We start from the raw sequence: 21,789 nt of genomic DNA, 5'->3' as shown, positions 1-21,789 counted from the left end.
TGATAACGCCTCGCTGTGCCGACGCCGCAGGCTTCAGGTCCAGGCCGGGCAACGCCGTTCGGAAAGGGATACCGCTCGAAGTGCGTACCAAGACCGCTTTGACCCGCGCGCTGGGTACGGCCGCCGCCACGGTGGTCGCCGCAGGCCTGACCGCACTGTCCGCGCCGGCCGCAGCCGCCGAGACACAGACGATCGTCGACTCGTGCACCTCGACGGCCGCGGCCCCGATCGGCGCGAAGGTGGTGGTCGACGGCGCCGCGGTCAAGGGCCCGGTCCGTACCGGTGCCGAAGAGGCGAAGACCCAGATGCTGCAGGCGACGTGGCCGAAGAAGCTGGCCGAGGAGATCTCGAAGCACAAGCTCGAGGTCGGCACCGTGCCGAACAAGGCCACGGGCGCCATCGGCGGCGAACCCATCGCCGCGGCCGTGGGCGAGGCACTCGACGGCCACTGGGCGCTCGGCGTCATGCCCAGTACGAAGGAGCGCGTCCTCGAGTCGATCAAGAACAAGGTCGGCGGCGTCTGCGGGATGCCGGTGGAGGCCACGAACTACTCGAAGCCCACGAGCTCGCGGCCGCAGTCGCCGAACCAGGGCTCGAACCCGCAGCAGGGCGGCGGCTCCTCCGGTGAGCACCAGCAGCAGCCGTCGCAGCCCGGTGGCCAGCAGCGCGGCGTTCCTGTCACGCCGGACGGCCCGCAGGGCAGCGGCGATGCCTACGCGGCCCCGCGCGACTACAGCGACATCCCCGAGGCCTCCGCACCGACGCAGGGCAGCGCCGTACCCCCGGACATGCGGTACTCGCCGCAGGACGGGGTCCCCGGTGCCCCGGATTCGCCCGAGTACGGCGTGCTGAGCGACGGCGGCATCGGTGAGGGCGGCAAAACCGGCGGAGGCGACGTGCGCAACGCGGGCAACGCCGACGCGCTCGCCGCCGACGACGCGGCCCCGAACCAGGTGCAGCTGCCGATGCTGCTCGCCGTGGTCGCCCTCGCGGGCGTCACCGCGGCACTCGTCCGCACCTGGGTTCTCCGCAAGGCCGCCTGACCCCACGGCTTCCGGTTGCGCCCCGAAGGAGCCCTTCGGGGCATCCGCCTGCCTCCCCCGGGGACGCGCGGCGGTGGCTGACGTGGCCGTTCCGGTGCGATGACCGGCCCCGGAACAGGTCTCGTCGGCCCCGGCGGTTAGACTGTCGGTTCGACATTGCCCTCCTGCCACGGATCGTCCGTGGCCGCCCGAGCCCATAGGAGGTGAGTGGTTGTGTCACGCCATTACGAGGTAATGGTCATCCTCGACCCGTCGCTCGACGAGCGGACGGTCGCACCCACCCTGGAAAACTTCCTCAAGGTCATCCGCAACGCGGGTGGCAGCGTGGAGAAGGTCGACATCTGGGGTCGTCGCAGGCTCTCGTACGAGATCAACAAGAACGCCGAGGGCATCTACGCGGTGCTCGAGCTGATCTCCGAGCCCGACGACGTCAAGGAGCTCGACCGGCAGCTGTCGCTGCAGGAGACCGTGCTGCGCACCAAGGTGGTCCGCCGCCAGGAAGTGCGCGGAGCCAAGCGCGCCGCGAAGATCGCCGCGAAGGCCTGAGGCGGCAGCCATGGCCGGAGACACCATCATCACGGTGGTCGGCAACCTGACCGCGGACCCGGAACTCCGGTTCACGCCGTCCGGTGCCGCCGTTGCGAACTTCACCGTCGCCTCCACCCCGCGCCAGTTCGACCGGCAGAGCGGTGAGTGGAAGGACGGCGAAGCGCTGTTCCTGCGCTGCAACATCTGGCGCCAGGCCGCGGAGAACGTCGCCGAGACGCTCACGCGAGGCGCTCGGGTCATCGTGCAGGGCCGGCTCAAGCAGCGGTCGTTCGAGACCAAGGAAGGCGAGAAGCGGACCGTCGTCGAGCTCGAGGTCGACGAGATCGGCCCGTCTCTGCGGTACGCGACGGCCAAGGTCAACAAGGTCAGCCGCGGCGGTGGCGGCGGCGGTTTCGGTGGCGGAGGTGCTGCGGCGCCCGCGGCCTCCGGTTCCGGTGCTCCCGCCGACGACCCGTGGGGCAGCGCGCCTCCCGCCGGCGGCGGTGGCGGCTTCTCCGACGAGCCGCCGTTCTGAGACCGCGCTCGCCAGTCCCGACATCAGCAACCACGCACTAAGTTCCCCAGGAGTACACAGTGGCTAAGCCACCGGTTCGTAAGCCGAAGAAGAAGGTCTGCGTCTTCTGCAAGGCCATCAAGCAGGGCCACCCCGAGGCCATCGACTACAAGGACACCAACCTGCTGCGGAAGTACATCTCCGACCGCGGCAAGATCCGTGCCCGTCGAGTCACCGGTAACTGCAGCCAGCACCAGCGCGACGTCGCCATCGCGGTGAAGAACTCGCGCGAGATGGCGCTGCTGCCCTACACGTCGACCGCGCGCTGAGAAGGGAGTCAGTCATGGCGAAGATCATCCTGACGACCGACGTCGACCACCTCGGCGGCCCCGGCGACATCGTCGAGGTGAAGGACGGTTACGCGCGCAACTACCTGCTGCCGCGCGGCTACGCGATCCCGTCCTCGAAGGGCGCGGAGAAGAACATCCGCACCATCCGCCGTGCCCAGGAGGCCCGCCGGGTCCGCGACCTCGACCACGCCAAGGAGCTGAAGACGCAGCTCGAGGGTATGGGCCACATCGCGGTCGCGGCGAAGGCGTCCGAGGGTTCGAAGAAGCTGTTCGGTTCGGTCACCACGGCCGACATCGTCGGTGCGATCAAGGCCGCGGGCGGCCCGCTGCTCGACAAGCGGGTCATCCACGTCGACGGTCACATCAAGACCGTCGGCAAGCACGCGGTGACGGCCCGTCTCCACCCCGATGTGAAGGCGGACGTGAAGCTGGATGTGCAGCCCAAGTAAGTCCTGAGCTCACACGCGAATGGCGGGTCCTCCGACACGGAGGGCCCGCCATTCGTCGTTGGGTGCCCCGACCCCACGGCCGACCCACGCGGGTGAACAGTCCTGGGTGAACAGTGCGTGAATCGCCCGGCAGACGCCCAGCGCCGGAGGCCGGTTCCCGTCGCGGGCGAAGATTTCCGGACGCGAAGGAAACCTTTCCGCTGCCAGGATCGTCCTACTTTCGACACGGTTGACGCCCTCGACCGGGGGCGTAAAGCTTGCGGACAGGCGGTGTCGAACCGCGACGGGGGACGAGAGGAAGGGGCAGCAGGTGGAAGCGCAGATCGCCGGCGGCGGCGGGGGCATGTTGTCGAAGATGCCGACGCCGATGGTCCACATGACCAAGAACACGGCGAGCTTGGGCGAGTTCGCCAAGCAGGCGGCGAGCTCGGCGGCCGGCGGTGGCTACTCCTTCAGCCCTGAGGAAATCGACGCGGTGTTGTCGCAGTGGGAGCAACTGCGCGACGACCTGCAGAACGACGTCGACGAGGCCAACCGGATCGCGGGCGTGCAGGCACCGGGCAACGAACCGGCGAGCAACACGTTCGTCGGCTCGGCCAACCCTGCGGGACAGGCGCTGCTGCAGCAGACCATGAGCATGCTCAAGCACACCGAGCAGTACATCGAGGCATTGAAGAAGGCCAAGGGCGTCACCGAGGCCGCCGACGCGCAGGCCGCCGAGGACGCGGGCAAGGCCGGCGGGGTGCTTGGATGAGACGCCGCCCCGCGGGTGCGGTGCTCGCCGCGGCGGTTGCCGGCCTGGTGCTGTCGGCCTGCGGTTCCCCGACCGAAGGAGAGGCGACCGGCGGGGGCGACCCGTCGGCGCCTGCCTCGTCGGCGAGTGAGCCGGGCCCGTCGTCTCCTGCCGACGACTCGAGCGGACAGGCACCGCGAGTGAGCGATCCGGTCGACGTCGCCGCCCTCGAACAGGATCCGTGCGCGGCGCTGTCGAACTCGCAGACGCAGGAACGCAACCTGGAGCAGGGCGAGTCCGAACCGATGTCCGACGGTTCGCCGACCTGCATCTACCGCTACGCCGACGGTTCGGGCAGCCGGGTCCGGTTCGTCGCGGTGCAGGATTTCGCGAATGGTCTGGACGACGTCTACGCCAGGGCCGACAGCCTCGCGGTGTTCGAGCCGACCGAGGTCGAAGGCCACCCGGCGGTGGTCACGCAGACCCACCGCGACGACCGCGACAACGGCTTCTGCGACCTGCAGGTCGGGCTCACCGACGAGTACGTGGTGTCGCTGATGGCCCAGGTCACCGAGGCGAGCGAAGACTATCCGCAGGGATGCGAGGTCGCCGAGGTACTCGCCGGCGACATGATTCACAACCTTCGAGGGGACGCGTGACGCAGATGGAACCGCCCTCCGCCGCGCCCCGTCAGAACCACATCGCGACCAAGGGAGCCTGAGATGGTGCTGCCAGTTCTCGTTCCGATCGCCGCCGGTGCGGGCGGCTACATCGCCGACTCGGTGGCGAACAGCCAGGACGGTCAACAGCAGGTCAGCTCGTCCGGCTGCATCGACGCATACCAGATTTACCAAGCCATCACGGGCGGTCCCGGCACTGCCTCACTGCACGACGGTCAGTCCGCGACCGAGGTGCTGCAGAGCCGCTACCAGCAGCGCGTGGCGCAGATCGAGCAGCTCGACAAGAAGATGGACGCCGCCTGGACCGGTGAAGGCGGCTCCAGCGCCCGGATGGGCGCCGAGCCGCTGAAGGTCTGGATGGAGGATTCCAACGCGAACCTCGCCAAGAGCGGCGCCGTCCTGAACAACCAGTCGAGCGCGTTCGAGAAGGTCCGCACGACGGTTCAGCCGCTGCCGAACAATCCGCCGGAGAGCGGCTTCTGGAACGACGTGGCCCCGTGGGAGACCGACACGGACCGCGAGATCCAGCAGTACAACGAGAACGCCAAACGCAATGTCGCGGCGTTCGAGGCGTACAACAGCGAGAGCACGCACAACGCCAATTCGATGCCGCAGTTCAGCGAGATGCAGGGCTCGTTCGGAGACGTGTCACTGGCCGAGTCGGGTGTCGCCGAGGGCGGTATCGCCAAGGACTTCATCCACAACGGCGGCGGGTCTGCCGACGGCAGCGGTGGCAGTGGAGGTGCCGGCGGCTACGGCACCGGAGGCGGCAGCGGTAGCGGCGGTGGTAGCGGCGGTGGTCAATACCCCGGCCCTGGCACGCCCGGCCCCGGCGCTCCCGGTCCCGGTACGCCCGGTCCCGGCACGCCCGGTCCGGGCAACCCCGGGCCCGGCTACCCGCCCGGCACACCCGGTCCCGGCACTCCGGGGCCCGGTTACCCGCCGGGGACCCCCGGTCCCGGTGACTCCTGGGATCCGTCGATTCCGGGTCGCCTGCCCGAGGACGACAGCACCAGTTCATCGGGCTTCGACACGGGCTTTCCCAACGGGCAGTTCGGTGGCCCGTACGCACCCGGCACGCCCGGCCCTGGCGCGAGCAACTTCGGCCCCGGTAGCAGCAACTTCGGTCCGGGCGGCACGAGCGCTTACGGTCCCGGTGCCGTCGGATTCGGTCCGGGCGGCAGCGGTGCCGGTTCGGGTTACGGCTCGGGTTCCGGTTACGGCTCGGGTGCAGGCGGCGCGGCCGGTGCAGGCGGCGCCGGTGCGGGCAGCGCGGGCGCGGGCGGCGCGGCCGGCCGTGGCGGTGCGATGGGCATGGGCGGTGGCGCCATGGGCTCCGGAGCCGGTGCCGCGGGCGCCGCGGGCGCGGCGGGAGGCCGCGGCGGCATGATGCCGATGGGCGCCGGTGGACGTGGCCAGCAAGGTGACGACGACGAGGAACACGAGCGCAAGTTCATGATCGACGAGGACGGCAACAAGCTGTTCGGCACCGATCAGAAGACCGCTCCGCCCGTGATCGGCGAATAGGACATACCACCCATACGGGTCGGATATACCATTACGGCTCACCCGATCGGGCCGCTGCCACGTAGCTTCTCGGCAGCGGCCCGATGTCTGGCCCACCCGGTTCCACTCGACTCAACCCCTGGCCCGATGCCGCGGCCGGACTCCGGTCCGCGGGCCCGCGGGCCGTGCACCCCGAAGAGGCAGCGCCGTGCTCGAGCACCAGGAGATTCTCCGTACCCGCACCCTCGTCCGCCTGCTCCAGCGGACGGGAACCGAACCACACGCGACTCTCGAGAAGGGCGCGACGTGGTACAGCCGCGAGGCGCTGCAGCAAATCGACGCCGAGATCCATGCCGAGCTCGCGCGCGTCGGCCTGGCGAACGAGAACGGGGTGCACCCGGACCTGCTGGCGACCGTCGAGGCCATCGGTCACCCCGAGCTGGAGTTCTACGGCTGGATCAGCGGCCTGCACGACGGCGCGCCCGTCGACCTGTCCGTGCTGGCGGGCAGCGGCCGCGGTGAGGCGTTCACGCTGGTCAACAACGAGGCCGCCGGAGTGGTGGTACTGGCCAGCGTCCCGGCGCGGGAGCTGGTGGACGCGTTCCTGCTGCAGTTGCCACAGCAATCGCCCGCGAACGCGCACGCACTCTCGGTACCGAAGGCCAAGGTGGAGGGCCGGAAGGGCGAGTCGCTGAGCGAGGACTCGCTGATGCGGTCCGAGGTGCCGGACGCGGCCCAGCGGGAGCTGAACGAGTTCAAGCGCATCATGGGGCTCGAACGCACCGGTGGTGGGCAGTTGTACGTGGCGGCACGGAACCGGTCCGGACAACGCCAGCGCGCGGAGAAGCCGATCACCTACCTCGACACCGCCGAGGGCCGTTGGCTGGTCGAGGAGACCCCGGGCACGGGTGAGCCGATGCTCGCCGCCGCGCCCGCGACGCCGGAGCTGCTGCGATCGCGCCTGCGTGAGGCGCAGCGCACGCTGGCCGACTGACAGGCTGCCCCCGGCCTCCGCTGCCCTCTCGACGGTGCGTGATGAACGGTGACAGTGAGTGCCCGCTCGTTCGGCCGCTGGACAACCCGCCCACAGCACTCGCCGTGATCACACCGGCACCGGCGATATCCACAGCCCGCAACGCTCCCGGACTCTCGCGACACGCCGAAGGAGCGGTTTCCGCCGACACGCCGAGAGTGTGACCACAAACTTATCCACAACCTGCCCACAAGTATTGACCAGGGGCTTTCCCTCGGACGGGCGATGGTTTCCCCACCTTGTACACAGGCCGACGGCACGTTGTGACTGGTTCAGCCCACTCATCCACAGGCAATGCACAGCGGGACGCACACCGGTCCCCAGGCCCAATTGCAATGCGCCGTCCGAGCGATCTAGCGTGCTTCTCGCGCGCCCGTCTGCGCGTGTGAGGCAGCGACCCCGGCGGCGCTCCGACAGTGCCGTCCGGCGGCCGGACTACGGTATGATTCGAACTTCCGTTCGATGTCCAGGCGTACGCAGGCCCGGCCGGGCGGTGGCCGTGCCCGCCGGACACCCCGCACGAGGGCGCCCGGCACCGTGGAGACTCGAACGGCGCACACGGCCGATCGACAGCCACGGCAACCACGACCACCGAGACAGCCACGAGAGCCACGACATCCACAACAGCGGATGCTCGAACGACGACGAAGGAGGTGCGCGAACCGGTGGCGATCACCGACGACCGCGGTCCCACGACGAGCGGCGGCGAGCACGGCACGTTCGACCGCCAGCCGCCCCAGGACGTCGCCGCGGAGCAGTCCGTGCTCGGCGGCATGCTGCTGTCGAAGGATGCGATCGCCGACGTCGTCGAGGTGCTGCGGCCCGGCGACTTCTACCGGCCCGCGCACCAGGCGGTGTACGACTGCATCCTCGACCTGTACGGCCGCGGTGAACCCGCCGACCCGATCACGGTGTCGGCGGAGCTGGAGCGCCGCAGTGAGCTGAGCCGGGTCGGCGGAGCGCCGTACCTGCACACGCTCATCGCGACCGTGCCCACGGCCGCGAACGCCGGGTACTACGCACAGATCGTCGCGGAGAAGGCGGTCCTGCGACGGCTCGTCGAGGCGGGCACGCGGATCGTGCAGTACGGCTACGGTGCCGACAACAGCGGCGGCGACGGTAACGACATCAACGAGGTGGTCGACCGCGCCCAGGCCGCGATCTACGAGGTCACCGAGCGCCGCACCAGCGAGGACTACGTCGCGCTTGAGGAACTGCTCCAGCCGACGATGGACGAGATCGACGCCATCGCCTCCCGCGGCGGTGACGCGCAGGGCATTCCCACCGGCTTCACCGACCTCGACGACGTGACGAACGGGCTGCACCCCGGTCAGATGGTCATCGTCGCGGCCCGGCCGGGTGTGGGTAAGGCGCTCGCGCTCGACACGCAGCTGGCCACTCCGTCCGGGTGGACCACGATGGGCGAGGTGCAACCGGGTGACCAGCTGATCGGCTCAGATGGGCGGCCCACGACCGTCGTGGCCGCGACCGACGTCATGCACGGCCGCCCGTGCTACGAGGTGGAGTTCTCCGACGGAACCGTGATCGTCGCGGACGCCGAGCACCAGTGGCTGACCGACACGCGCGCATCCCGGCGGGGAAACGCCCGCGCCGAGGTCCGCACCACCGAGCAGCTCGCCGCCACGGTCCGGTGTGGCACCGCCGACAGCCGCGTCAACCACTCCGTACAGCTCGCGCAGCCGCTGGATCTTCCCGAACGCGTCCTCCCACTGCACCCCTACGCGCTCGGTGCCTGGCTCGGCGACGGCCACGCCGCAGCCGCCCGGTTCACCACCGCCGACCCGGAGATCATCACCTACCTCGAAGCCGAGGCAGGGCTGTTCGTCCCCAGGACCGGCAAGTACGCGTACACGTTGCGCTTCCCGGAACCCGAACCGACGGAATTCCGGTCCTGCGTCGTCTGTGGCGCGGCGTTCCTACCGCGGACCAGTGAGGTCAGGACCTGCGGCCAGTCGTGCGGTGGAAAGGCGCGCTTCGTCTCCGAACCCGTTCCGGCCCCCTCGTGTCCCGACTGCGGGAAGCCGTCCTCGGGTTTCCGACTGTGTCAGGAATGCCGCGATCACCGCGGGACCGTGCAAGCGGTGTTGCGGACTCTCGGCGTGCTGGGCGACAAGCACATTCCGGTCGACTACCTCCGCGCTTCGGAGGAACAACGACGAGCGCTGCTGGCGGGGCTCCTCGACACCGACGGCACCGTGACGGCCTCGGGCGGTGTCCAGTTCTCCGTCACCGACGAACGTCTCGCGGACGGCGTGTACGAGTTGGTCGTCGGCCTCGGCTACCGGTGTTCCCGGACCACCAAGCAGGTGCGTGGACGAACCGAAGCGACGTCGGTGGCGCACACGCTCACGTTCACGACCCATGACCGCGTTTTCTGGTTGCAGCGCAAACACCTGGTGCACAAGGAACAGCTCACCGGGCGCAGCCCGCGGCCGACCCCGCGGTACGTCGTGGAGGTCCGCCCCGTGACCAGCGTGCCCGTGCGGTGCGTCGAGGTCAGCGCGGGGGACCACCTGTATCTCGCCGGACGCTCCATGGTCCCGACACACAATTCGACCCTGGGCCTGGACTTCGCCAGGTCGTGCTCGATCAAACACGGCATGACCAGCGCGATCTTCTCGCTGGAGATGAGCCGCACCGAGATCGTCATGCGCATGCTGTCAGCCGAAGCACGCATCCGACTGGCCGACATGCGCGGTGGCCGCATGTCCGACGACGACTGGACGCGGCTGGCGCGGCGCATGAGCGAGATCAGCGAGGCGCCGCTGTTCGTGGACGACTCGCCGAACCTGACGATGATGGAGATCCGCGCGAAGGCCCGCCGCCTCAAGCAGCGCAACGACCTGCAGCTCGTCGTCGTCGACTACATGCAGCTGATGACGTCGGGCAAGCGCGTCGAATCGCGGCAGCAGGAGGTGTCGGAGTTCTCTCGGCAGCTGAAGCTGCTGGCGAAGGAACTCGAAGTGCCGGTCGTGGCGATCAGCCAGCTGAACCGTGGCCCGGAACAGCGGACCGACAAGCGTCCGATGCTGTCGGACCTGCGTGAATCCGGTTCGCTGGAACAGGACGCCGACATCGTCATGCTGATCCACCGGCCGGACGCCTTCGAGCAGGACGACCCACGCGCGGGGGAGGCGGACCTGATCCTGGCCAAGCACCGTGCCGGTCCGACGAGCACGATCGCCGTCGCCCACCAGCTGCACTACAGCCGCTTCGCCGACCTCGCCCAGCAGTAGCCGGGCACGGCCGGACGCGCGGCCGTAGCCGGAGTCACGTCGACACGGGCAGGCATTCGGCGAGCAGGCCGACGACGTCGCGCCACGCCCGCTCGGCGTGCAGCGGGTGATGGCCGACGCCGGGGAGCACCTCCTGGTCGACCGTCGGATGGTGGAACGCGTGGAGCGCTCCGCCGTAGACCACGAGGCGCCAGTCGACGCCCGCGTCCTGCATCTCGGCGGCGAACGCGTCCCGCTGCTCCGGCGCCATGATCGGATCCTCGGAGCCGACCCCGGCCCACACGGGGCACCGAATGTTCCGTGCTTCGTCGGGCCTGCCCGTGACCAGGCCGTTGACCGTGCCGATCGCGCGGAGGTCGGCGCCTGCGCGGCCGAGTTCCAACGCGACCGCACCGCCGGTGCCGTAGCCGACGGCGGCGATCCGCTCGGGGTCGGTCCGTGGTTCGCCGCGGAGCACGTCGAATGCCGCCTGGCCGATGTCACGCAGCCGGTCCTGGTCGCCGAGCAGCGGACTCACCCGCGCCAACATCTCGTGCGGGTCGGTGAACCAGTGCCCGCCGTGGAGGTCGAAGGCCAGCGACACGTATCCGAGTTCGGCGAGGGCGTCGGCCCTGCGGCGCTGGACGTCGGACACCCCAGGGCCTTCGGGGCCGAGCAGGACCGCGGGTCGACGTCCGGATCCGGCGGGGAGCGCGAGGTGGCCGACCATCGTCAGGCCGTCGGCGGGGTATTCGACAGTGCGCGTGGTGACAGCTGGCATGGAGTCGAACGTAGGCCACGTGGGTACCCGACGGTCCCGTGTTCACCCGCGGCGGAATCCGCTCCGGAGCTCTGCGGTGGCGGTATCCCGGTGTGACCGCCGCCGACTCGGGAATGGACGAGTACACCGAGCCACATCTCCGCGCGCCCACCGACCTCACGGCACCGCCGACACCCGAAGGGCATCACGATGACCGACACCCGCACCACACAGGTCCATACCGTCTACATCGATGCGCCGGCCGAGAAGGTGTGGCAAGCACTCACCGATTCCGAGTACACGAACAAGTTCGGCTACGGCGGCGAGGTCACCTTCGAGGCGCAGCCGGGTGGGCGGATGGTCCACCACACGACGCCCGCGATGAAGGAGATGGGCATGGGCGATGTGGCAGTGACCGCCACGGTCGTCGAGATCGACGCGCCGCACCGGCTCGTACTGGACTGGCAGGCCGCCTGGCACACCGACGAACCGCCGCAGCGCCTCACCTACGACGTCGTCCAGGGCGCGTCCGGTCTGACCAGGGTGACCCTGACGCACGACGTGACCGATGCCCCGGAGACCGGGAGCGACGTGGCGGGCGGCGGCGACGCGGAACGGGGCGCAGGCGGCTGGCCGTGGATCCTGTCCAGCCTGAAGACACTGCTCGAGACCGGCCGCACGATGACCACCGCGGGCAGCTGACACCCGCGGACCGACCATCGGACGGTGGTCGGGGCACCGCGGCGCACTAGGGGCGGTAGCTGGCACGCACGTGGAAGCGTTCGCCCTGCGGGCCGAGGATGCTGAGGAACTCGGCAGGACGTTGGTCGGCGTTCCCGAACCAGTGGGGCAGATGGGTGTCGAACTCGGCGACCTCGCCCGCGGTGAGCACGAGGTCCTGGTCACCGAGGATGACGCGCAGCCTGCCGCTGAGGACGTACAGCCAGTGGTAGCCCTCGTGCGACCGGGGCGTCGGGGTCCGGTCGTTCGGCTCACCCGGCAGGATGTGCTTGAACGCCTGCAACCCGCCCGGCCTGCGCGTCAACGGCAGGACGGTCAGGCCGTCGCGGCGCATCGGCCGCGGGTACACGCGCGGATCGCCGACCTCCGGCGCTCCGACCAGGTCGTCCAACGCCCGCCCGTACGCCCTCGCCAGCGGCAGCAGCAGGTCGAGCCCCGGTTTGCGCTGTCCCGATTCGAGGCGCGACAGCGTGCTCACCGAGACGCCCGTGAGTTCGGACAGCGCGCCCAACGTCAGGTCCGCCTCCGCGCGCAGCTTCCGCAACCGCGGTCCCACGGCCGTCAACACGGCCTCGAAGTCATCGTCCATGCCCGGAATTGCAGTTCCGGCAACACGTGTTGTCAACGCGCGCGGTCACGGTGTTGCGGATCCGGCAAGAGGGTTTGTCGGTTCACGGTCGGCGAGCGCACCGTGGCGGTATGACTCAGCAGCAGACCGGCGGCGCCGCCTTCTGGGACGAGCGCTACCGCGAACAGGAGCAGCTCTTCAGCGGAAACCCCAACGGCGTGCTCGTCACCGACGTCGCAGACTTGCCGCCGGGGCAGGCGCTCGACGTCGGCTGCGGCGAAGGCGGCGACGCGGTGTGGCTCGCGCAGCGCGGCTGGCACGTCACCGCGATCGACATCTCACGCGTGGCACTGGAACGAGCGGCTCGGACCGCCCGCGAGCACGGCCTCGGCGAGCGCATCAGCTGGGTCCGCGGCGACCCCACGACCACGCCCCCGCCAGCGCGAGCGTTCGACCTCGTGTCCGCGCACTACTTCCCGCTGCGCCGGGACGCCGGAAGCGGCGCCGAATCGGGACGCGGTGCGCTCCGCAGCCTGCTCGACGCCGTCTCGCCGGGCGGGACGCTGCTGTTCGTCGGCCACGACCCGAGCGGCGTCGACGAAAGCCACGAGCCGCACGCCTACTACCAGCCCGACCAGGTCGCCGAGCTGCTCGACGACGACTGGAACGTCGAGTGCCACGAGACCCGCGCCCGCACGTCAGCCCCGCCCGAAGGCACGCACCACACCCACGACGTCGTGCTCCGCGCCCGCCGCCGTCGGTGAAGGGCCCGCTCACACGGCGCGTCGACGTGGCGGCGCGGCAGACATTTCACCCTGAGGAGGGCGATCTCTGGTCGCCGCTCTAGAGATGTCTTCGCGCAAGCTCCGCGATCCGGCTCCAGGGCAGGTGGCGCCGAAGCAGCCCGGCTCGCTTTCGCGGATTCGGTTCGCTTCTGGCGGCATCTGCCGCTACCTGCACGACTGCAGGAACCTTGCCCAGAGCCTCGGCCATCCAGACGAGCGAAGCAGGGCCAAGAAGCCGATTGTAGGTCCGCTTCGCGCTCGTGTTCGGTTGACGCCTTCCTAACCAGCCCCTCGGTGCAACTAGCCCGGTGGCCGGGTCCACCTAGAACGGCGGGCTGTCGTCGTTCTGCCGTTCCGCGTCGGTGGTGTCTCGCGCCGGTGCAGCTACGACGGCTTGGCGATGTACCGGGGCGTCGCGTCCCAGTACGCGACGTGTCGGGCTGTCGTGTCGCGCGGCGCAGCGCGCCGAGGTGTCGCGTGTCGGGGCAGTGCGTGTCGGGGTGAGGACGGGGTGGCGGTGTGCGGTGTAGGTCGCCCCGTGTGGTGTGGTCACGCGGGTGTTGCCGTGGACGGGGTCGTAGCGGGTGTTCCAGCCGGGCTGGTCTTTCAGCCGGTGGTGCCGTCGGCAGCGCGGCCCGCCGTTGGCGACCGAGGTTGAACCACCACCGCCGCCGTCGTCGGTTGTGGCCCAGGGGTGTTCGTGGTCGTGGTCGCAGTGCCGGGCCGGTCGGTGGCACCAGGGCATGACGCATTCCCGGTCCCGCACCCGCACCAGCTCGCGGATCACCGCACTCGGCCGCCGCCGCCTGCGCCCCAGATCGACCGGTTCGCCCGTGCCGGGATCGCACAGCACCGCGCGCCAGATGCTGCGCTCGTTGGTCATGATCTCCCGGGCGATCGGGGCGGGGATCGGCCCGTACCCGTCCAGCTCACATCCCTCGTCGGAGATCGCCAGGGCCGCATCCACCGGAATATGCAGAGACACCATCGCCGCCGCCTCCAGCGGCGTCACCCCGGGATCGCGTCCCAGCAGCAGGTCGGCGGTAACGTCCGCGCGCAACTGGTCGAGGGTGCGCTGGTCGCCACCGCGGCGCAGCGACCGCGCCATCCCATCCACCCGCGAATAACACGCCGCCGCCACCTCCGCCGGCAGGCTCACCTCCAGCGACGACATCACATGCTCACCCGGGGCGAGTTCCAGCTTCCGCTCCACCCGCGCCCGGCGGGAACGCTCAACCTGCCCACCCGGGTCGACCCTCTCCACCAACCGTCGCACCCGCTGGGCCAGGTTCCCCGGCTGCCACGCCGTCTCCGGCGCATCCACCAACTTGTCCGCCAACAAAGCATCGACGCTCCGGGCAGCCTCATCGTCGAGCGGGTCGACCACCGCCAACACCCGCCGCGCTCCGTACGCCTCGAGCTCACCGGCCCGCATCGCGTCGAGCAGCTGCGGCATCCGCCGCACCAACGAGGCACCGTCGTCGATGCGGCGTTCGACCTCCCGCGTCGAGACCCGCAACACCGGCGTCAACTCCTCCGCCACACCGCGGTCATCACCCACAGCCGCCGAAATATCGGCCAGCAGCGCCAGTTCCTCGGCATCCAGCCGCGCCCGCCGACCCCGCAGGCCCTGCAGCCGCTCGATCTTGTCACCAACACCGTCGTCCCCACGTCATCCACAACCTCCATATTATCGAACTCATGGTCGAAACAACCATTACACAATGGAGTGGACCGATGCCGACCGCGCAGCCGAAAGCTCGACCAAGGAAACGACTCGGGGCGGCCCGCACATGGTCGGCCGGTTCCATCGCCGCACGGTTCTCGACCTGCCCATCGATCCGGCAACGCGCAGCGGAAGTCTGCTGGCCCTGGTGCTCCAGCCATAGATCGTTGTGGTCATGGTTCTCGGATGGAGCGCTAGGGCATGATCACGTCATGAGCGACGTCATTCTGATGTCCGATCCCCGGGTCGCTGCCGTGCCTGTCGATGACTGCGATGAGCCACTTGTCGATGTGGGAAGCGACGGCGAGATTCTGGTGGACGACCGCCGACGCGACCCGGCAGGCGATTTCCGCATGGTTCGCCGTGGCGTACACGAACGGATCCACCACGCACAACGCCTGCTTCCCGCCGGGATGCGTTTCCTGTTCGTCGAGGGCTACCGCCCACCCTCGCTGCAACGCCGCCACTTCGAGGAGTACGCCGCGACCCTTGCCACTGCCCAGCCCGATTTGTCGGGCGATCAACTCCACGCTGCAGCCAGCCGTTACGTGTCACCACCGGAGATCGCTCCGCACAGCGCAGGCGCGGCGGTCGATCTCACCCTCGCCGACGCCGAAGGACGCGAGTTGGACCTCGGCACCCGCGTGAATGCCAACCCGGAGGAAAGCTCCGGAGCCTGCTACATGGCTGCCTCGAGCATCAGCGACGAGTGCCGCACCCGTCGCGAGGTGCTGGCGGCGGCGCTGACCGGCGCGGGGTTGGTCAATTACGCGACCGAGTGGTGGCACTGGTCGTACGGTGACCGCTACTGGGCTCTCACGAGCGGAGCCCCGGCTGCCGTCTACGGTCCGGCCTGAGTTCACGGCCTCGGCCCGTTCCCAACCTGGTGGTCAGCACCAGCAGGACGGCGGGGATGGCGACCGCAGCGGACAACGCGATCATCAGGCCGATTCCTTCGGCCTGCGTGAGGTGGTGCAGCAGCCGGGCGTGGATGACGACGTGGGCCACCGCGAACACCAGGTAGCTGACCAGAGCGATCCGGGCCAGATCGCGCGTGGTCACGACGAAGGCCGCGATCAACACGACCGACAGAGCCAGGCTCATCGCGCCGTAGTCGAGCATCAGATGTTCGTTGTAGTCCATGCGCATGCCGACCCACGGGATCGCGAAGAACGCCCGCGGGAACAGCAGGGCCCAGCAGCCGATGACGAGCTGCGTGGCGAGGAGGAACCCCAACCCGCCGCGCAGTACCGCCGTGACACCCGTGTTCATCCCGGCCTCCTCGTCGCCCCTGCCAGGAACTCGTCGAACGTCGTCCGGCCGGCGGCGTTGCCGGGGACGAGATGTCTCCCTTCGCGATAGCCGCGGAACGTCCTGCCCGGCAACGGAAGCGGCAGCACGACTCGGCGACGGCCCGTGACCTGCAGGTATGTCCGGGCGAGTTCGCGAGTGGTGCGGATCTGCGGGCCACCCAGATCGGCCACCCGGCCCGCCGCGGGCTCCGCGGCCAGTGCCGCCAGGCGATCGGCCACATCACGCACGTCGATCGGCTGGAAGCTGACACCCGCAGGCACCGCGACGGCGGGAGACCACCGCTGCATGGCGAAGAACGTCGCGACGAGGTCGTGGAACTGCGTCGTGCGCAGGATCGTCCACGGCAGTTCGGAGTGTTCGACGAGGCGCTCGCAGTGCTGTTTCGCCCGGTAGTAGGCGAGCGGTATCCGGTCACTGCCGGCGATGGACACGTAGACGACGTGGGGTCGGCCGGCGCGGTGAGCTGCGGCGAGCAGATTCCGCGTGGCCGCCACGTCGCCGCGCCCATTGGTCGTCGCACAGTGGACGACGACCTCCACACCGGCGACGGCGGTCGCCACCCCGGCACCCGTCCGCAGGTCGCCCCGCACCCACTCCGCGCCCCGATCGTCCGCGTGCCCGCGACTCAGCACCCGCACCTCATGACCGGCGGTCAGCTTGTCCACAACGGCTCTGCCCAGGGTGCCCGTACCACCCGTGACCAGGATCGAAGTTCCCATCGGTCCCACCTTCGGATCGGCGTGCGACACCGCCCGTCGCCGGCGGACGGCATCGCGCGCAACTGGCATTCCCCTTACGAATCGGACGGCCACGCGGAGTGTGACAGCCGCAGAGTCCGGGCCGAGGCGAAACCGAGCTTGTCCGGGGTCGCGGCGATTCGGATTCCGGTGATGACACCGTCGCTCACCTCCAGCACCAGCACCCGACGAGGCCGGGCCCGTGCACGCTCGACCGCTGCACGGCGGGCCGCCGCCGCGTCGCCGTTGACCTCGGACACCACCAGATCCGGACTGTCGCCTGCCTTCGCCAGCGTGCCGAGCAGATACCGCGCCACCTTCGAGCTGCCCACCACGGAACGGCGCGCCCACCCGGCCACCGCCGTCGGCCCAGGAGACGACGTCCTCGGACAGCAGCCGTTCCGGCAGCTACGGACCCGGTAGTGCTCCCGTCGGGTCCTGGCGGAGGTGAGCCGGTTCAGGCAGAGGTTCGTCGCAACCCGGACAGCCACGCCGACGGCGTCCTGATCGTCTCCGGCTGCGCGCCGTGCCACCTGACGAACGTGTCTCCTGCAGGACGTCCTCGGCGTCGGCGGCCGAGCCGAGCATCCCGTACGCCACCCGGAACACCAGCGGCCGGTGCCGTTCGAACTCGGCCACGTCGCGTGTCATGACGTCGCCGCATGACAGGGACAGTGAGCCAGGGAACCCACCCGACCTGCGGTGACGGACACCTCTGTACGCGAACCGTGGACCAGGCGTATCGTTGTCGTTGAAATTTCAACATGATGCCGAGAGTTGTCGACCACCGGAGGAGGCGTCATGACCGACCGGATGCCCGTGCTGTACCTGAGCCACGGGGCGCCGCCGCTCGCCGACGACGCCACCTGGACCCGCCAGCTCGCCGACTGGTCCACCGATCTGCCGAAACCGACGTCGATCCTCGTCGTCTCCGCCCACTGGGAAGAGGCACCCGCCACGCTCGGCGCCACCACGACGGTCCCGCTCGTGTACGACTTCTGGGGCTTCCCCGACCGCTACTACGAAGTCACCTACGCGGCACCCGGCGCCCCCGACCTCGCCGCCGACGTGCGGAAACTCCTCGGCGAGAACGTCCACGACGACCCCACTCGCGGCCTCGACCACGGCGCCTACGTACCGCTCGTCGAGATGTACCCCGGCGCCGACATACCCGTCCTGCAGGTGTCGCTGCCGACCCTCGACCCCCGTGCGCTCTACGACTTCGGCCGCCGCCTCGCCCCGCTCAGGGACCGCGGCGTGCTGATCATCGGCAGCGGCTTCTTCACGCACAACCTCGTCGCGATGCGCCAGACCGACGGCTCCGCCGGAACGCCACCCGCGTGGTCGGCCGAGTTCGACGACTGGGGTGCAGGCGCACTGTCCACCGGCGACATCGACGCGCTCCTCGACTTCCGGCACAAAGCCCCCGCGGCCGGGATCGCCCACCCGAGGACCGAACACTTCGCGCCACTGTTCGTCTCCCTCGGCGCAGGCGAGGGCCGCCGGCCGGACACCGTCATCGACGGCTACTGGCACGGCCTCGCGAAACGCTCCGTCCAGCTCGGCTGATCCACCGGCACCGGCGATCGCCCCACACACGGAAGCGGGCCCCGGAAGCGTCATCGCTTCCGGGGCCCGCGAATCACTCAGTCGGCGTCACACGGCCGACGGCGGATGTGTTCGGCTCAGATGAACGCACCCAGGCCGTAGCCGTTGACGGCCACCTCGTCGGCCGCGCCCTGCAGCGCGTCCGCGTCGGCCGGCACGTCCGCCGGAACCTCCGGAGCCGACGGCACGCCGCCGAAGTCCGCGGAACGCATGTCCGTACCGCCCAGCTCGACACCGTTCAGCGACACGTCGTCCAGCGCACCCGCGAACTCACCCTGCGTCGGGTCGGCCGGCAGCTGCGGCACGTGCGAACGCTGCGCCGGCATCGCGGGCAGCTCCGGGGCACCCGCACCGGACAGCTCCGGCAGCAGGCCGTTCACCGGCAGCTCACCGGCGGGCAGGTCGCCCGCACCCGGCATGCCCGGCGCGGCGGGCAGCTCCGGGGCCGACGGCGCCGCGGTGGGCGTCGCCGAACGCTGCATCGGCGAAGCGGAAGCCAGCTCCGGCGCCCGGTTGGCCAACGCGTCGAAGTACGGCGTGTTCGGCATGCCCGTCGCGGGCAGCTCCGAACCGGTGATCTGCTTGTCGATGATCGGGTCGATCGGCGCGTCGGCGACGGTCAGGTCCGTGTCGTTGCTGGCCATGGTGGTGGCCTGGCCGAGCAGCGCGAGCGGCACGTCGTACACCTGCGCGACGACACCGATCGGACGCTGCATGTCCACACCGGACAGCGCCTGCTGGTCGCCGGCCGTCGTGGTGGTGCCGCTGGACTCGCCCACCGTCGTGTTGTCGCCGATGGCGTTCGCGACCCCGCCGACAGTGGCTGCGTTGCCGAACAGCTGCGCCACCGCGGTCAGCGGCACGTCGACGATCGAGCCGGAGATCGCGCCGCCCATGCCGGACGTCTCCTTGTCACCGCCGGAGGTGACGTCCACGAAGTTCGCACCGGCACCGTTCGCGACACCGGTGAGGCTGGCCGCGTTGCCGAAGGCCGACACGATCGGCATCGCGTCGGCGCTGACGATGTTGCCCGCGATCGAACCGCCGTCGCCGACGGTCTCCGAGTCGCCGCCCGCCTCGGAGACGACGTCGTTCACGCCGGTGCCCGACGCGGTGCCGATCCAGTTCGCGCCGTTGCCGAACACCGACGCCGCGCCACCGGCCGGAACCTCGACCAGGTTGCCCGCGATGGAGCCTTCCTCACCCGACGTCGTGGCGTCGCCGCCCGCCATCGAGTCGGTCAGGTTGCTGCTGGTGCCGTGACCGTTGCCGATCCAGCTGGCGCCGATCCCGTGCACCTGCGCGGGCATCGACACCGGGACGAAGCCGATGTTGCCCGCAATCGTGCCCTTGTCGCCCGCAGCGGTCGCGTCGCCGCCGGCCTCGGTGATCGTGTCACCCTCGCCCTCGCCGATGCCGTTGCCGATCCAGCTGGCGCCGACACCGAAGACCTGCGCGGGCAGCGCCACCGGCGCCTGCACCAGGTTGGCGTTCGCGAAGCCGTAGTCGTCGATGGTGCTGCCGCCACCGCCGGCGATGACCTCCTTGGTCTCCTCGCCCTCGCCGACGCCCTGGCCGATCCAGCTGCCGCCGACGCCGAAGACCTCGACCGGCGTGGCCAGCGGCACCTGCACCAGGTTGCCCGAACCGGAGGACTCGTTGGCGAGCGTGCCGTTGTAGCCGCCCGCGTCGACGAGCTTGTCGGACTCGGCGCTGCCAGAGGCGTTGCCGATCCACGCGCCGCCCACGCCGAACACCTCGGCGGCCGACGCGATCGCGGCCGAAGCCGTGTTGGAGGACAGGACGGACTCGTCACCCGGCGTCAGCGTGTCGCCGCCGGCGACCGCCTCGGTGCTGTTGACGTGGTCGTTGGCGTGCGCGTTGCCGATCCACGTGCCACCGACACCGAAGATCTCCACCGGCAGCGCCACCGGGGCGTCGACGATGTTGCCCGAGCCCGCGGCCTCGTTGCCGTTCGTGTTGGAGGCGCCGCCCGCGGTCATCGTCGCGTCGGACGCCGTGCCGCCGGCCTGCCGGTCGCCCGAGGTGCCCGTCGCGGCGTTGCCGATCCACGAACCCGCGACGCCCGTCACCGACGCCAGCGACGCGACCTGCGGCTGGGCGATCGTGCCGGATGCGAAGCCGTTCTCGCCCTCCGTCTGGATGAAGCTGTCGATGTCGTGCATGCCCGGCGAGGTGTCGTCGCCCGCGGCGGCGTCGACCATCGACGAACCGGATGCATCGGCGTCACCGCCCCACGTGGCGGCGTTGTTGGCTGCCCGCACCGGCAGCGCGACCGGAGCGCCCACCACGTTGCCCGCGACGGAGCCGCCCTCGCCGTTGGTGGCGAGGTAGCCGCCGCTCTCGGCGGAGCTGTTGGCGTCGAAGTCGGTCTCCGAGTGGCCGAGGAACCATGCGATGGCGTTGCCCGACACCTGCACCGGCGTCGCCAGCTGCGGCGAGACGACGTTGCCCGCACCGGCGCCGTTGGAGCCGTCGGTGTCCACGTCGCCCGTGGTGGTGGCATCCTGCGACGCGCTGCCCGTGGACTTGCCCGAACCGAACAGGCTGCCCGCGTTGCCGGAGATCTGCACCGGCGCCGCCCAGTCGAGGGCCACGACGTTGCCCGCGAGCCCACCGGAGGAGCCGTCGGTGCTGACGTCGGAGTTGTGCTCGTAGGACTGCTCGGAGTCCGAGTGCACCTCGGCGTCACCGAGGATGCCCACCGCGTTGCCCGTGATCTGGATCGGCAGCGCGATGTTGGTGTCGACCTTGTTGCCCATGAACGGGTCGTCGCCCGGCTCGGGCACCTGACGCGCGTCGGTGCTTCCGGCCTGCTGCGTGAGCGTGTCCGTGACCTGATCGGCCTGCGGAACGGACTCAGACACCGGCCCGGGGAGCCGGTCGGCGCCGGCATCGGTCGCCTTCGTGACCGGCGATTCGGCGCTCGGCGCGGCCTTCTCGGTGTGCGGGCCCGTCTGGGTCATCGCCGCATTGCCGCGGTCGGCCGCGGACTGCACGCGCTCGGTGACGGGGGCCGCAGCGTCGTTGACCTTGTCCGTGACGGGCTGGGCCTTCTCCATCGCCGGAGCGGCGGCCTCGTTGACCTTGTCCGTGACGGGCTTGGTGCTGACCTCCCTGTCGACACCGGGCAGGTCGTGCTGGCCCATCGGCGTGCCGACCGCGTTGTCCTCGATCTGAACGGGAACGCTGACGCCAGCATCGAGCGGACCGGCGGGGGAGTCCGGGTCGACGTTCTCGTCTGCGGAAGCGATGCCGGTACCCAGCATCATCATGCCACCGGTCACCAGCGCGGTCTGCAATCCGCGCTTCGCCCAGGTCTGCATTATGTGGTGTTCTCCTTTTCCTAGGTTCCCTGTTGAGAGGGCATATTTGCGCTCCGCCGAACGCGCGGGGACATGAGGCGGATGGCGAGCACGCCGAAAGGCGCGTCGCAGGAAATGCGGGGAAAGGAAAA

23 protein-coding genes are annotated in these 21,789 nt (G+C 70.0%); 15 read left to right on the top strand and 8 right to left on the bottom strand.

The window, feature by feature from the left end:
• The first annotated feature begins 98 nt into the window (after positions 1 to 98).
• The 10 genes from FB384_RS08460 to dnaB all read left to right on the top strand — a co-directional run bounded on the left by FB384_RS08460 (position 99) and on the right by dnaB (position 10,093).
• Positions 99 to 1,043: a hypothetical protein gene (locus FB384_RS08460; RefSeq protein ID WP_183781141.1), complete on the top strand. Its 945-nt coding sequence runs from the start codon at positions 99 to 101 to the stop codon at positions 1,041 to 1,043.
• A 213-nt stretch (positions 1,044 to 1,256) separates the two neighbouring features.
• Positions 1,257 to 1,589 (top strand): 30S ribosomal protein S6, encoded by a 333-nt coding sequence (gene rpsF / locus FB384_RS08455; RefSeq protein WP_183781138.1) that lies wholly within the window; start codon positions 1,257 to 1,259, stop codon positions 1,587 to 1,589.
• 10 nt (positions 1,590 to 1,599) lie between these two features.
• Entirely contained in the window at positions 1,600 to 2,106 is a 507-nt protein-coding gene (locus FB384_RS08450) for a single-stranded DNA-binding protein (RefSeq protein ID WP_183781135.1), read from the top strand.
• 59 nt (positions 2,107 to 2,165) lie between these two features.
• Entirely contained in the window at positions 2,166 to 2,414 is a 249-nt protein-coding gene (rpsR, locus tag FB384_RS08445) for a 30S ribosomal protein S18 (RefSeq protein WP_030530255.1), read from the top strand.
• A 14-nt stretch (positions 2,415 to 2,428) separates the two neighbouring features.
• The gene (gene rplI, locus FB384_RS08440; protein WP_183781132.1) at positions 2,429 to 2,884 is read left to right on the top strand and encodes a 50S ribosomal protein L9; all 456 of its coding nucleotides are present in this window, start codon (positions 2,429 to 2,431) and stop codon (positions 2,882 to 2,884) included.
• A gap of 310 nt (positions 2,885 to 3,194) precedes the next feature.
• The gene (locus FB384_RS08435) at positions 3,195 to 3,638 is read left to right on the top strand and encodes a hypothetical protein (RefSeq protein WP_183781129.1); all 444 of its coding nucleotides are present in this window, start codon (positions 3,195 to 3,197) and stop codon (positions 3,636 to 3,638) included.
• On the top strand, positions 3,635 to 4,276 hold the full coding sequence (locus tag FB384_RS08430; RefSeq protein WP_183781126.1) for a DUF3558 domain-containing protein: 642 nt from the start codon (positions 3,635 to 3,637) through the stop codon (positions 4,274 to 4,276). Before FB384_RS08435 ends, FB384_RS08430 begins: the two co-directional genes overlap by 4 nt.
• A 63-nt stretch (positions 4,277 to 4,339) precedes the next feature.
• A complete protein-coding gene (locus FB384_RS08425; RefSeq protein ID WP_183781123.1) occupies positions 4,340 to 5,824 on the top strand; it encodes a PPE domain-containing protein in 1,485 nt (494 codons plus the stop codon).
• Between the two features lie 187 nt (positions 5,825 to 6,011).
• Positions 6,012 to 6,797, top strand: coding sequence for an ESX secretion-associated protein EspG (locus FB384_RS08420; protein ID WP_183781120.1), 786 nt, complete (start codon positions 6,012 to 6,014; stop codon positions 6,795 to 6,797).
• A 704-nt stretch (positions 6,798 to 7,501) separates the two neighbouring features.
• Positions 7,502 to 10,093, top strand: coding sequence for a replicative DNA helicase (gene dnaB / locus FB384_RS08415; RefSeq protein WP_323985169.1), 2,592 nt, complete (start codon positions 7,502 to 7,504; stop codon positions 10,091 to 10,093).
• 34 nt (positions 10,094 to 10,127) lie between these two features.
• On the opposite strand, the gene FB384_RS08410 is transcribed toward dnaB, so the two are convergent.
• The gene (locus FB384_RS08410) at positions 10,128 to 10,853 is read right to left on the bottom strand and encodes a dienelactone hydrolase family protein (protein ID WP_183781114.1); all 726 of its coding nucleotides are present in this window, start codon (positions 10,851 to 10,853) and stop codon (positions 10,128 to 10,130) included.
• Positions 10,854 to 11,042: 189 nt separating this feature from the next.
• On the opposite strand from FB384_RS08410, the gene FB384_RS08405 reads away from it, so the two are divergent.
• Positions 11,043 to 11,534, top strand: a complete 492-nt coding sequence (locus tag FB384_RS08405; protein ID WP_183781111.1) for an SRPBCC domain-containing protein — start codon at positions 11,043 to 11,045, stop codon at positions 11,532 to 11,534.
• Between the two features lie 46 nt (positions 11,535 to 11,580).
• On the opposite strand, the gene FB384_RS08400 is transcribed toward FB384_RS08405, so the two are convergent.
• Complete coding sequence (locus tag FB384_RS08400; protein WP_183781108.1) at positions 11,581 to 12,162, bottom strand: helix-turn-helix domain-containing protein; 582 nt, start codon at positions 12,160 to 12,162, stop codon at positions 11,581 to 11,583.
• 110 nt (positions 12,163 to 12,272) lie between these two features.
• Here FB384_RS08400 and FB384_RS08395 point away from each other — a divergent pair, with 110 nt between their 5' ends.
• Entirely contained in the window at positions 12,273 to 12,905 is a 633-nt protein-coding gene (locus FB384_RS08395) for a class I SAM-dependent methyltransferase (protein ID WP_183781105.1), read from the top strand.
• 343 nt (positions 12,906 to 13,248) lie between these two features.
• Here the strand turns inward: FB384_RS08395 and FB384_RS08390 are convergent, their stop codons facing one another.
• Entirely contained in the window at positions 13,249 to 14,553 is a 1,305-nt protein-coding gene (locus tag FB384_RS08390; protein WP_228726273.1) for a DUF222 domain-containing protein, read from the bottom strand.
• Positions 14,554 to 14,650: 97 nt separating this feature from the next.
• Between FB384_RS08390 and FB384_RS08385 the strand changes: the two genes are divergently transcribed.
• Together FB384_RS08385 and FB384_RS08380 are read left to right on the top strand one after the other, a co-directional pair.
• Entirely contained in the window at positions 14,651 to 14,815 is a 165-nt protein-coding gene (locus tag FB384_RS08385) for a hypothetical protein (RefSeq protein WP_183781102.1), read from the top strand.
• Between the two features lie 49 nt (positions 14,816 to 14,864).
• On the top strand, positions 14,865 to 15,509 hold the full coding sequence (locus tag FB384_RS08380) for a M15 family metallopeptidase (protein WP_183781099.1): 645 nt from the start codon (positions 14,865 to 14,867) through the stop codon (positions 15,507 to 15,509).
• Here the strand turns inward: FB384_RS08380 and FB384_RS08375 are convergent.
• From FB384_RS08375 to FB384_RS26795, 4 genes are all read right to left on the bottom strand, one after another.
• Positions 15,469 to 15,924, bottom strand: coding sequence for a hypothetical protein (locus FB384_RS08375; RefSeq protein ID WP_183781096.1), 456 nt, complete (start codon positions 15,922 to 15,924; stop codon positions 15,469 to 15,471). The genes FB384_RS08380 and FB384_RS08375 overlap by 41 nt on opposite strands.
• Complete coding sequence (locus FB384_RS08370) at positions 15,921 to 16,685, bottom strand: SDR family oxidoreductase (protein WP_183781094.1); 765 nt, start codon at positions 16,683 to 16,685, stop codon at positions 15,921 to 15,923. The genes FB384_RS08375 and FB384_RS08370 overlap by 4 nt, the downstream gene beginning before the upstream one ends.
• Before the next feature lie 74 nt (positions 16,686 to 16,759).
• On the bottom strand, positions 16,760 to 17,035 hold the full coding sequence (locus FB384_RS08365) for a hypothetical protein (RefSeq protein ID WP_183781091.1): 276 nt from the start codon (positions 17,033 to 17,035) through the stop codon (positions 16,760 to 16,762).
• Positions 17,036 to 17,111: 76 nt separating this feature from the next.
• The gene (locus FB384_RS26795) at positions 17,112 to 17,354 is read right to left on the bottom strand and encodes a sigma factor (RefSeq protein ID WP_228725986.1); all 243 of its coding nucleotides are present in this window, start codon (positions 17,352 to 17,354) and stop codon (positions 17,112 to 17,114) included.
• Positions 17,355 to 17,504: 150 nt separating this feature from the next.
• On the opposite strand from FB384_RS26795, the gene FB384_RS08355 reads away from it, so the two are divergent.
• Positions 17,505 to 18,272 carry a dioxygenase family protein gene (locus FB384_RS08355; RefSeq protein ID WP_183781088.1) on the top strand — a complete coding sequence of 256 codons (768 nt, stop codon included), beginning with the start codon at positions 17,505 to 17,507 and terminating at the stop codon, positions 18,270 to 18,272.
• Positions 18,273 to 18,388: 116 nt separating this feature from the next.
• Here FB384_RS08355 and FB384_RS08350 read toward each other — a convergent pair whose 3' ends face one another.
• Positions 18,389 to 21,658, bottom strand: a complete 3,270-nt coding sequence (locus FB384_RS08350; RefSeq protein ID WP_183781086.1) for a beta strand repeat-containing protein — start codon at positions 21,656 to 21,658, stop codon at positions 18,389 to 18,391.
• Positions 21,659 to 21,789 lie beyond the last annotated feature (131 nt).

It is taken from the genome of Prauserella sediminis (assembly GCF_014195435.1).
Classification (GTDB): Bacteria; Actinomycetota; Actinomycetes; order Mycobacteriales; family Pseudonocardiaceae; genus Prauserella; species Prauserella salsuginis.
Note: the sequence above shows the minus strand (reverse complement) of the source record. Positions and strands in the feature narration are given on the sequence as shown.

Excerpts from the sequence above, each read along its gene's own strand:
- FB384_RS08410 (WP_183781114.1), bottom strand. The coding sequence starts at position 10,853 with ATGCCAGCTGTCACCACGCGCACTGTCGAATACCCCGCCGACGGCCTG.
- FB384_RS08395 (WP_183781105.1), top strand. The coding sequence starts at position 12,273 with ATGACTCAGCAGCAGACCGGCGGCGCCGCCTTCTGGGACGAGCGCTAC.
- FB384_RS08385 (WP_183781102.1), top strand. The coding sequence starts at position 14,651 with ATGGAGTGGACCGATGCCGACCGCGCAGCCGAAAGCTCGACCAAGGAA.
- FB384_RS08380 (WP_183781099.1), top strand. The coding sequence starts at position 14,865 with ATGAGCGACGTCATTCTGATGTCCGATCCCCGGGTCGCTGCCGTGCCT.
- FB384_RS08355 (WP_183781088.1), top strand. The coding sequence starts at position 17,505 with ATGACCGACCGGATGCCCGTGCTGTACCTGAGCCACGGGGCGCCGCCG.
- FB384_RS26795 (WP_228725986.1), bottom strand. The coding sequence starts at position 17,354 with ATGACACGCGACGTGGCCGAGTTCGAACGGCACCGGCCGCTGGTGTTC.
- FB384_RS08405 (WP_183781111.1), top strand. The coding sequence starts at position 11,043 with ATGACCGACACCCGCACCACACAGGTCCATACCGTCTACATCGATGCG.
- rplI (WP_183781132.1), top strand. The coding sequence starts at position 2,429 with ATGGCGAAGATCATCCTGACGACCGACGTCGACCACCTCGGCGGCCCC.
- FB384_RS08370 (WP_183781094.1), bottom strand. The coding sequence starts at position 16,685 with ATGGGAACTTCGATCCTGGTCACGGGTGGTACGGGCACCCTGGGCAGA.
- FB384_RS08350 (WP_183781086.1), bottom strand. The coding sequence starts at position 21,658 with ATGCAGACCTGGGCGAAGCGCGGATTGCAGACCGCGCTGGTGACCGGT.
- FB384_RS08400 (WP_183781108.1), bottom strand. The coding sequence starts at position 12,162 with ATGGACGATGACTTCGAGGCCGTGTTGACGGCCGTGGGACCGCGGTTG.
- FB384_RS08430 (WP_183781126.1), top strand. The coding sequence starts at position 3,635 with ATGAGACGCCGCCCCGCGGGTGCGGTGCTCGCCGCGGCGGTTGCCGGC.
- FB384_RS08425 (WP_183781123.1), top strand. The coding sequence starts at position 4,340 with ATGGTGCTGCCAGTTCTCGTTCCGATCGCCGCCGGTGCGGGCGGCTAC.
- FB384_RS08375 (WP_183781096.1), bottom strand. The coding sequence starts at position 15,924 with ATGAACACGGGTGTCACGGCGGTACTGCGCGGCGGGTTGGGGTTCCTC.
- FB384_RS08450 (WP_183781135.1), top strand. The coding sequence starts at position 1,600 with ATGGCCGGAGACACCATCATCACGGTGGTCGGCAACCTGACCGCGGAC.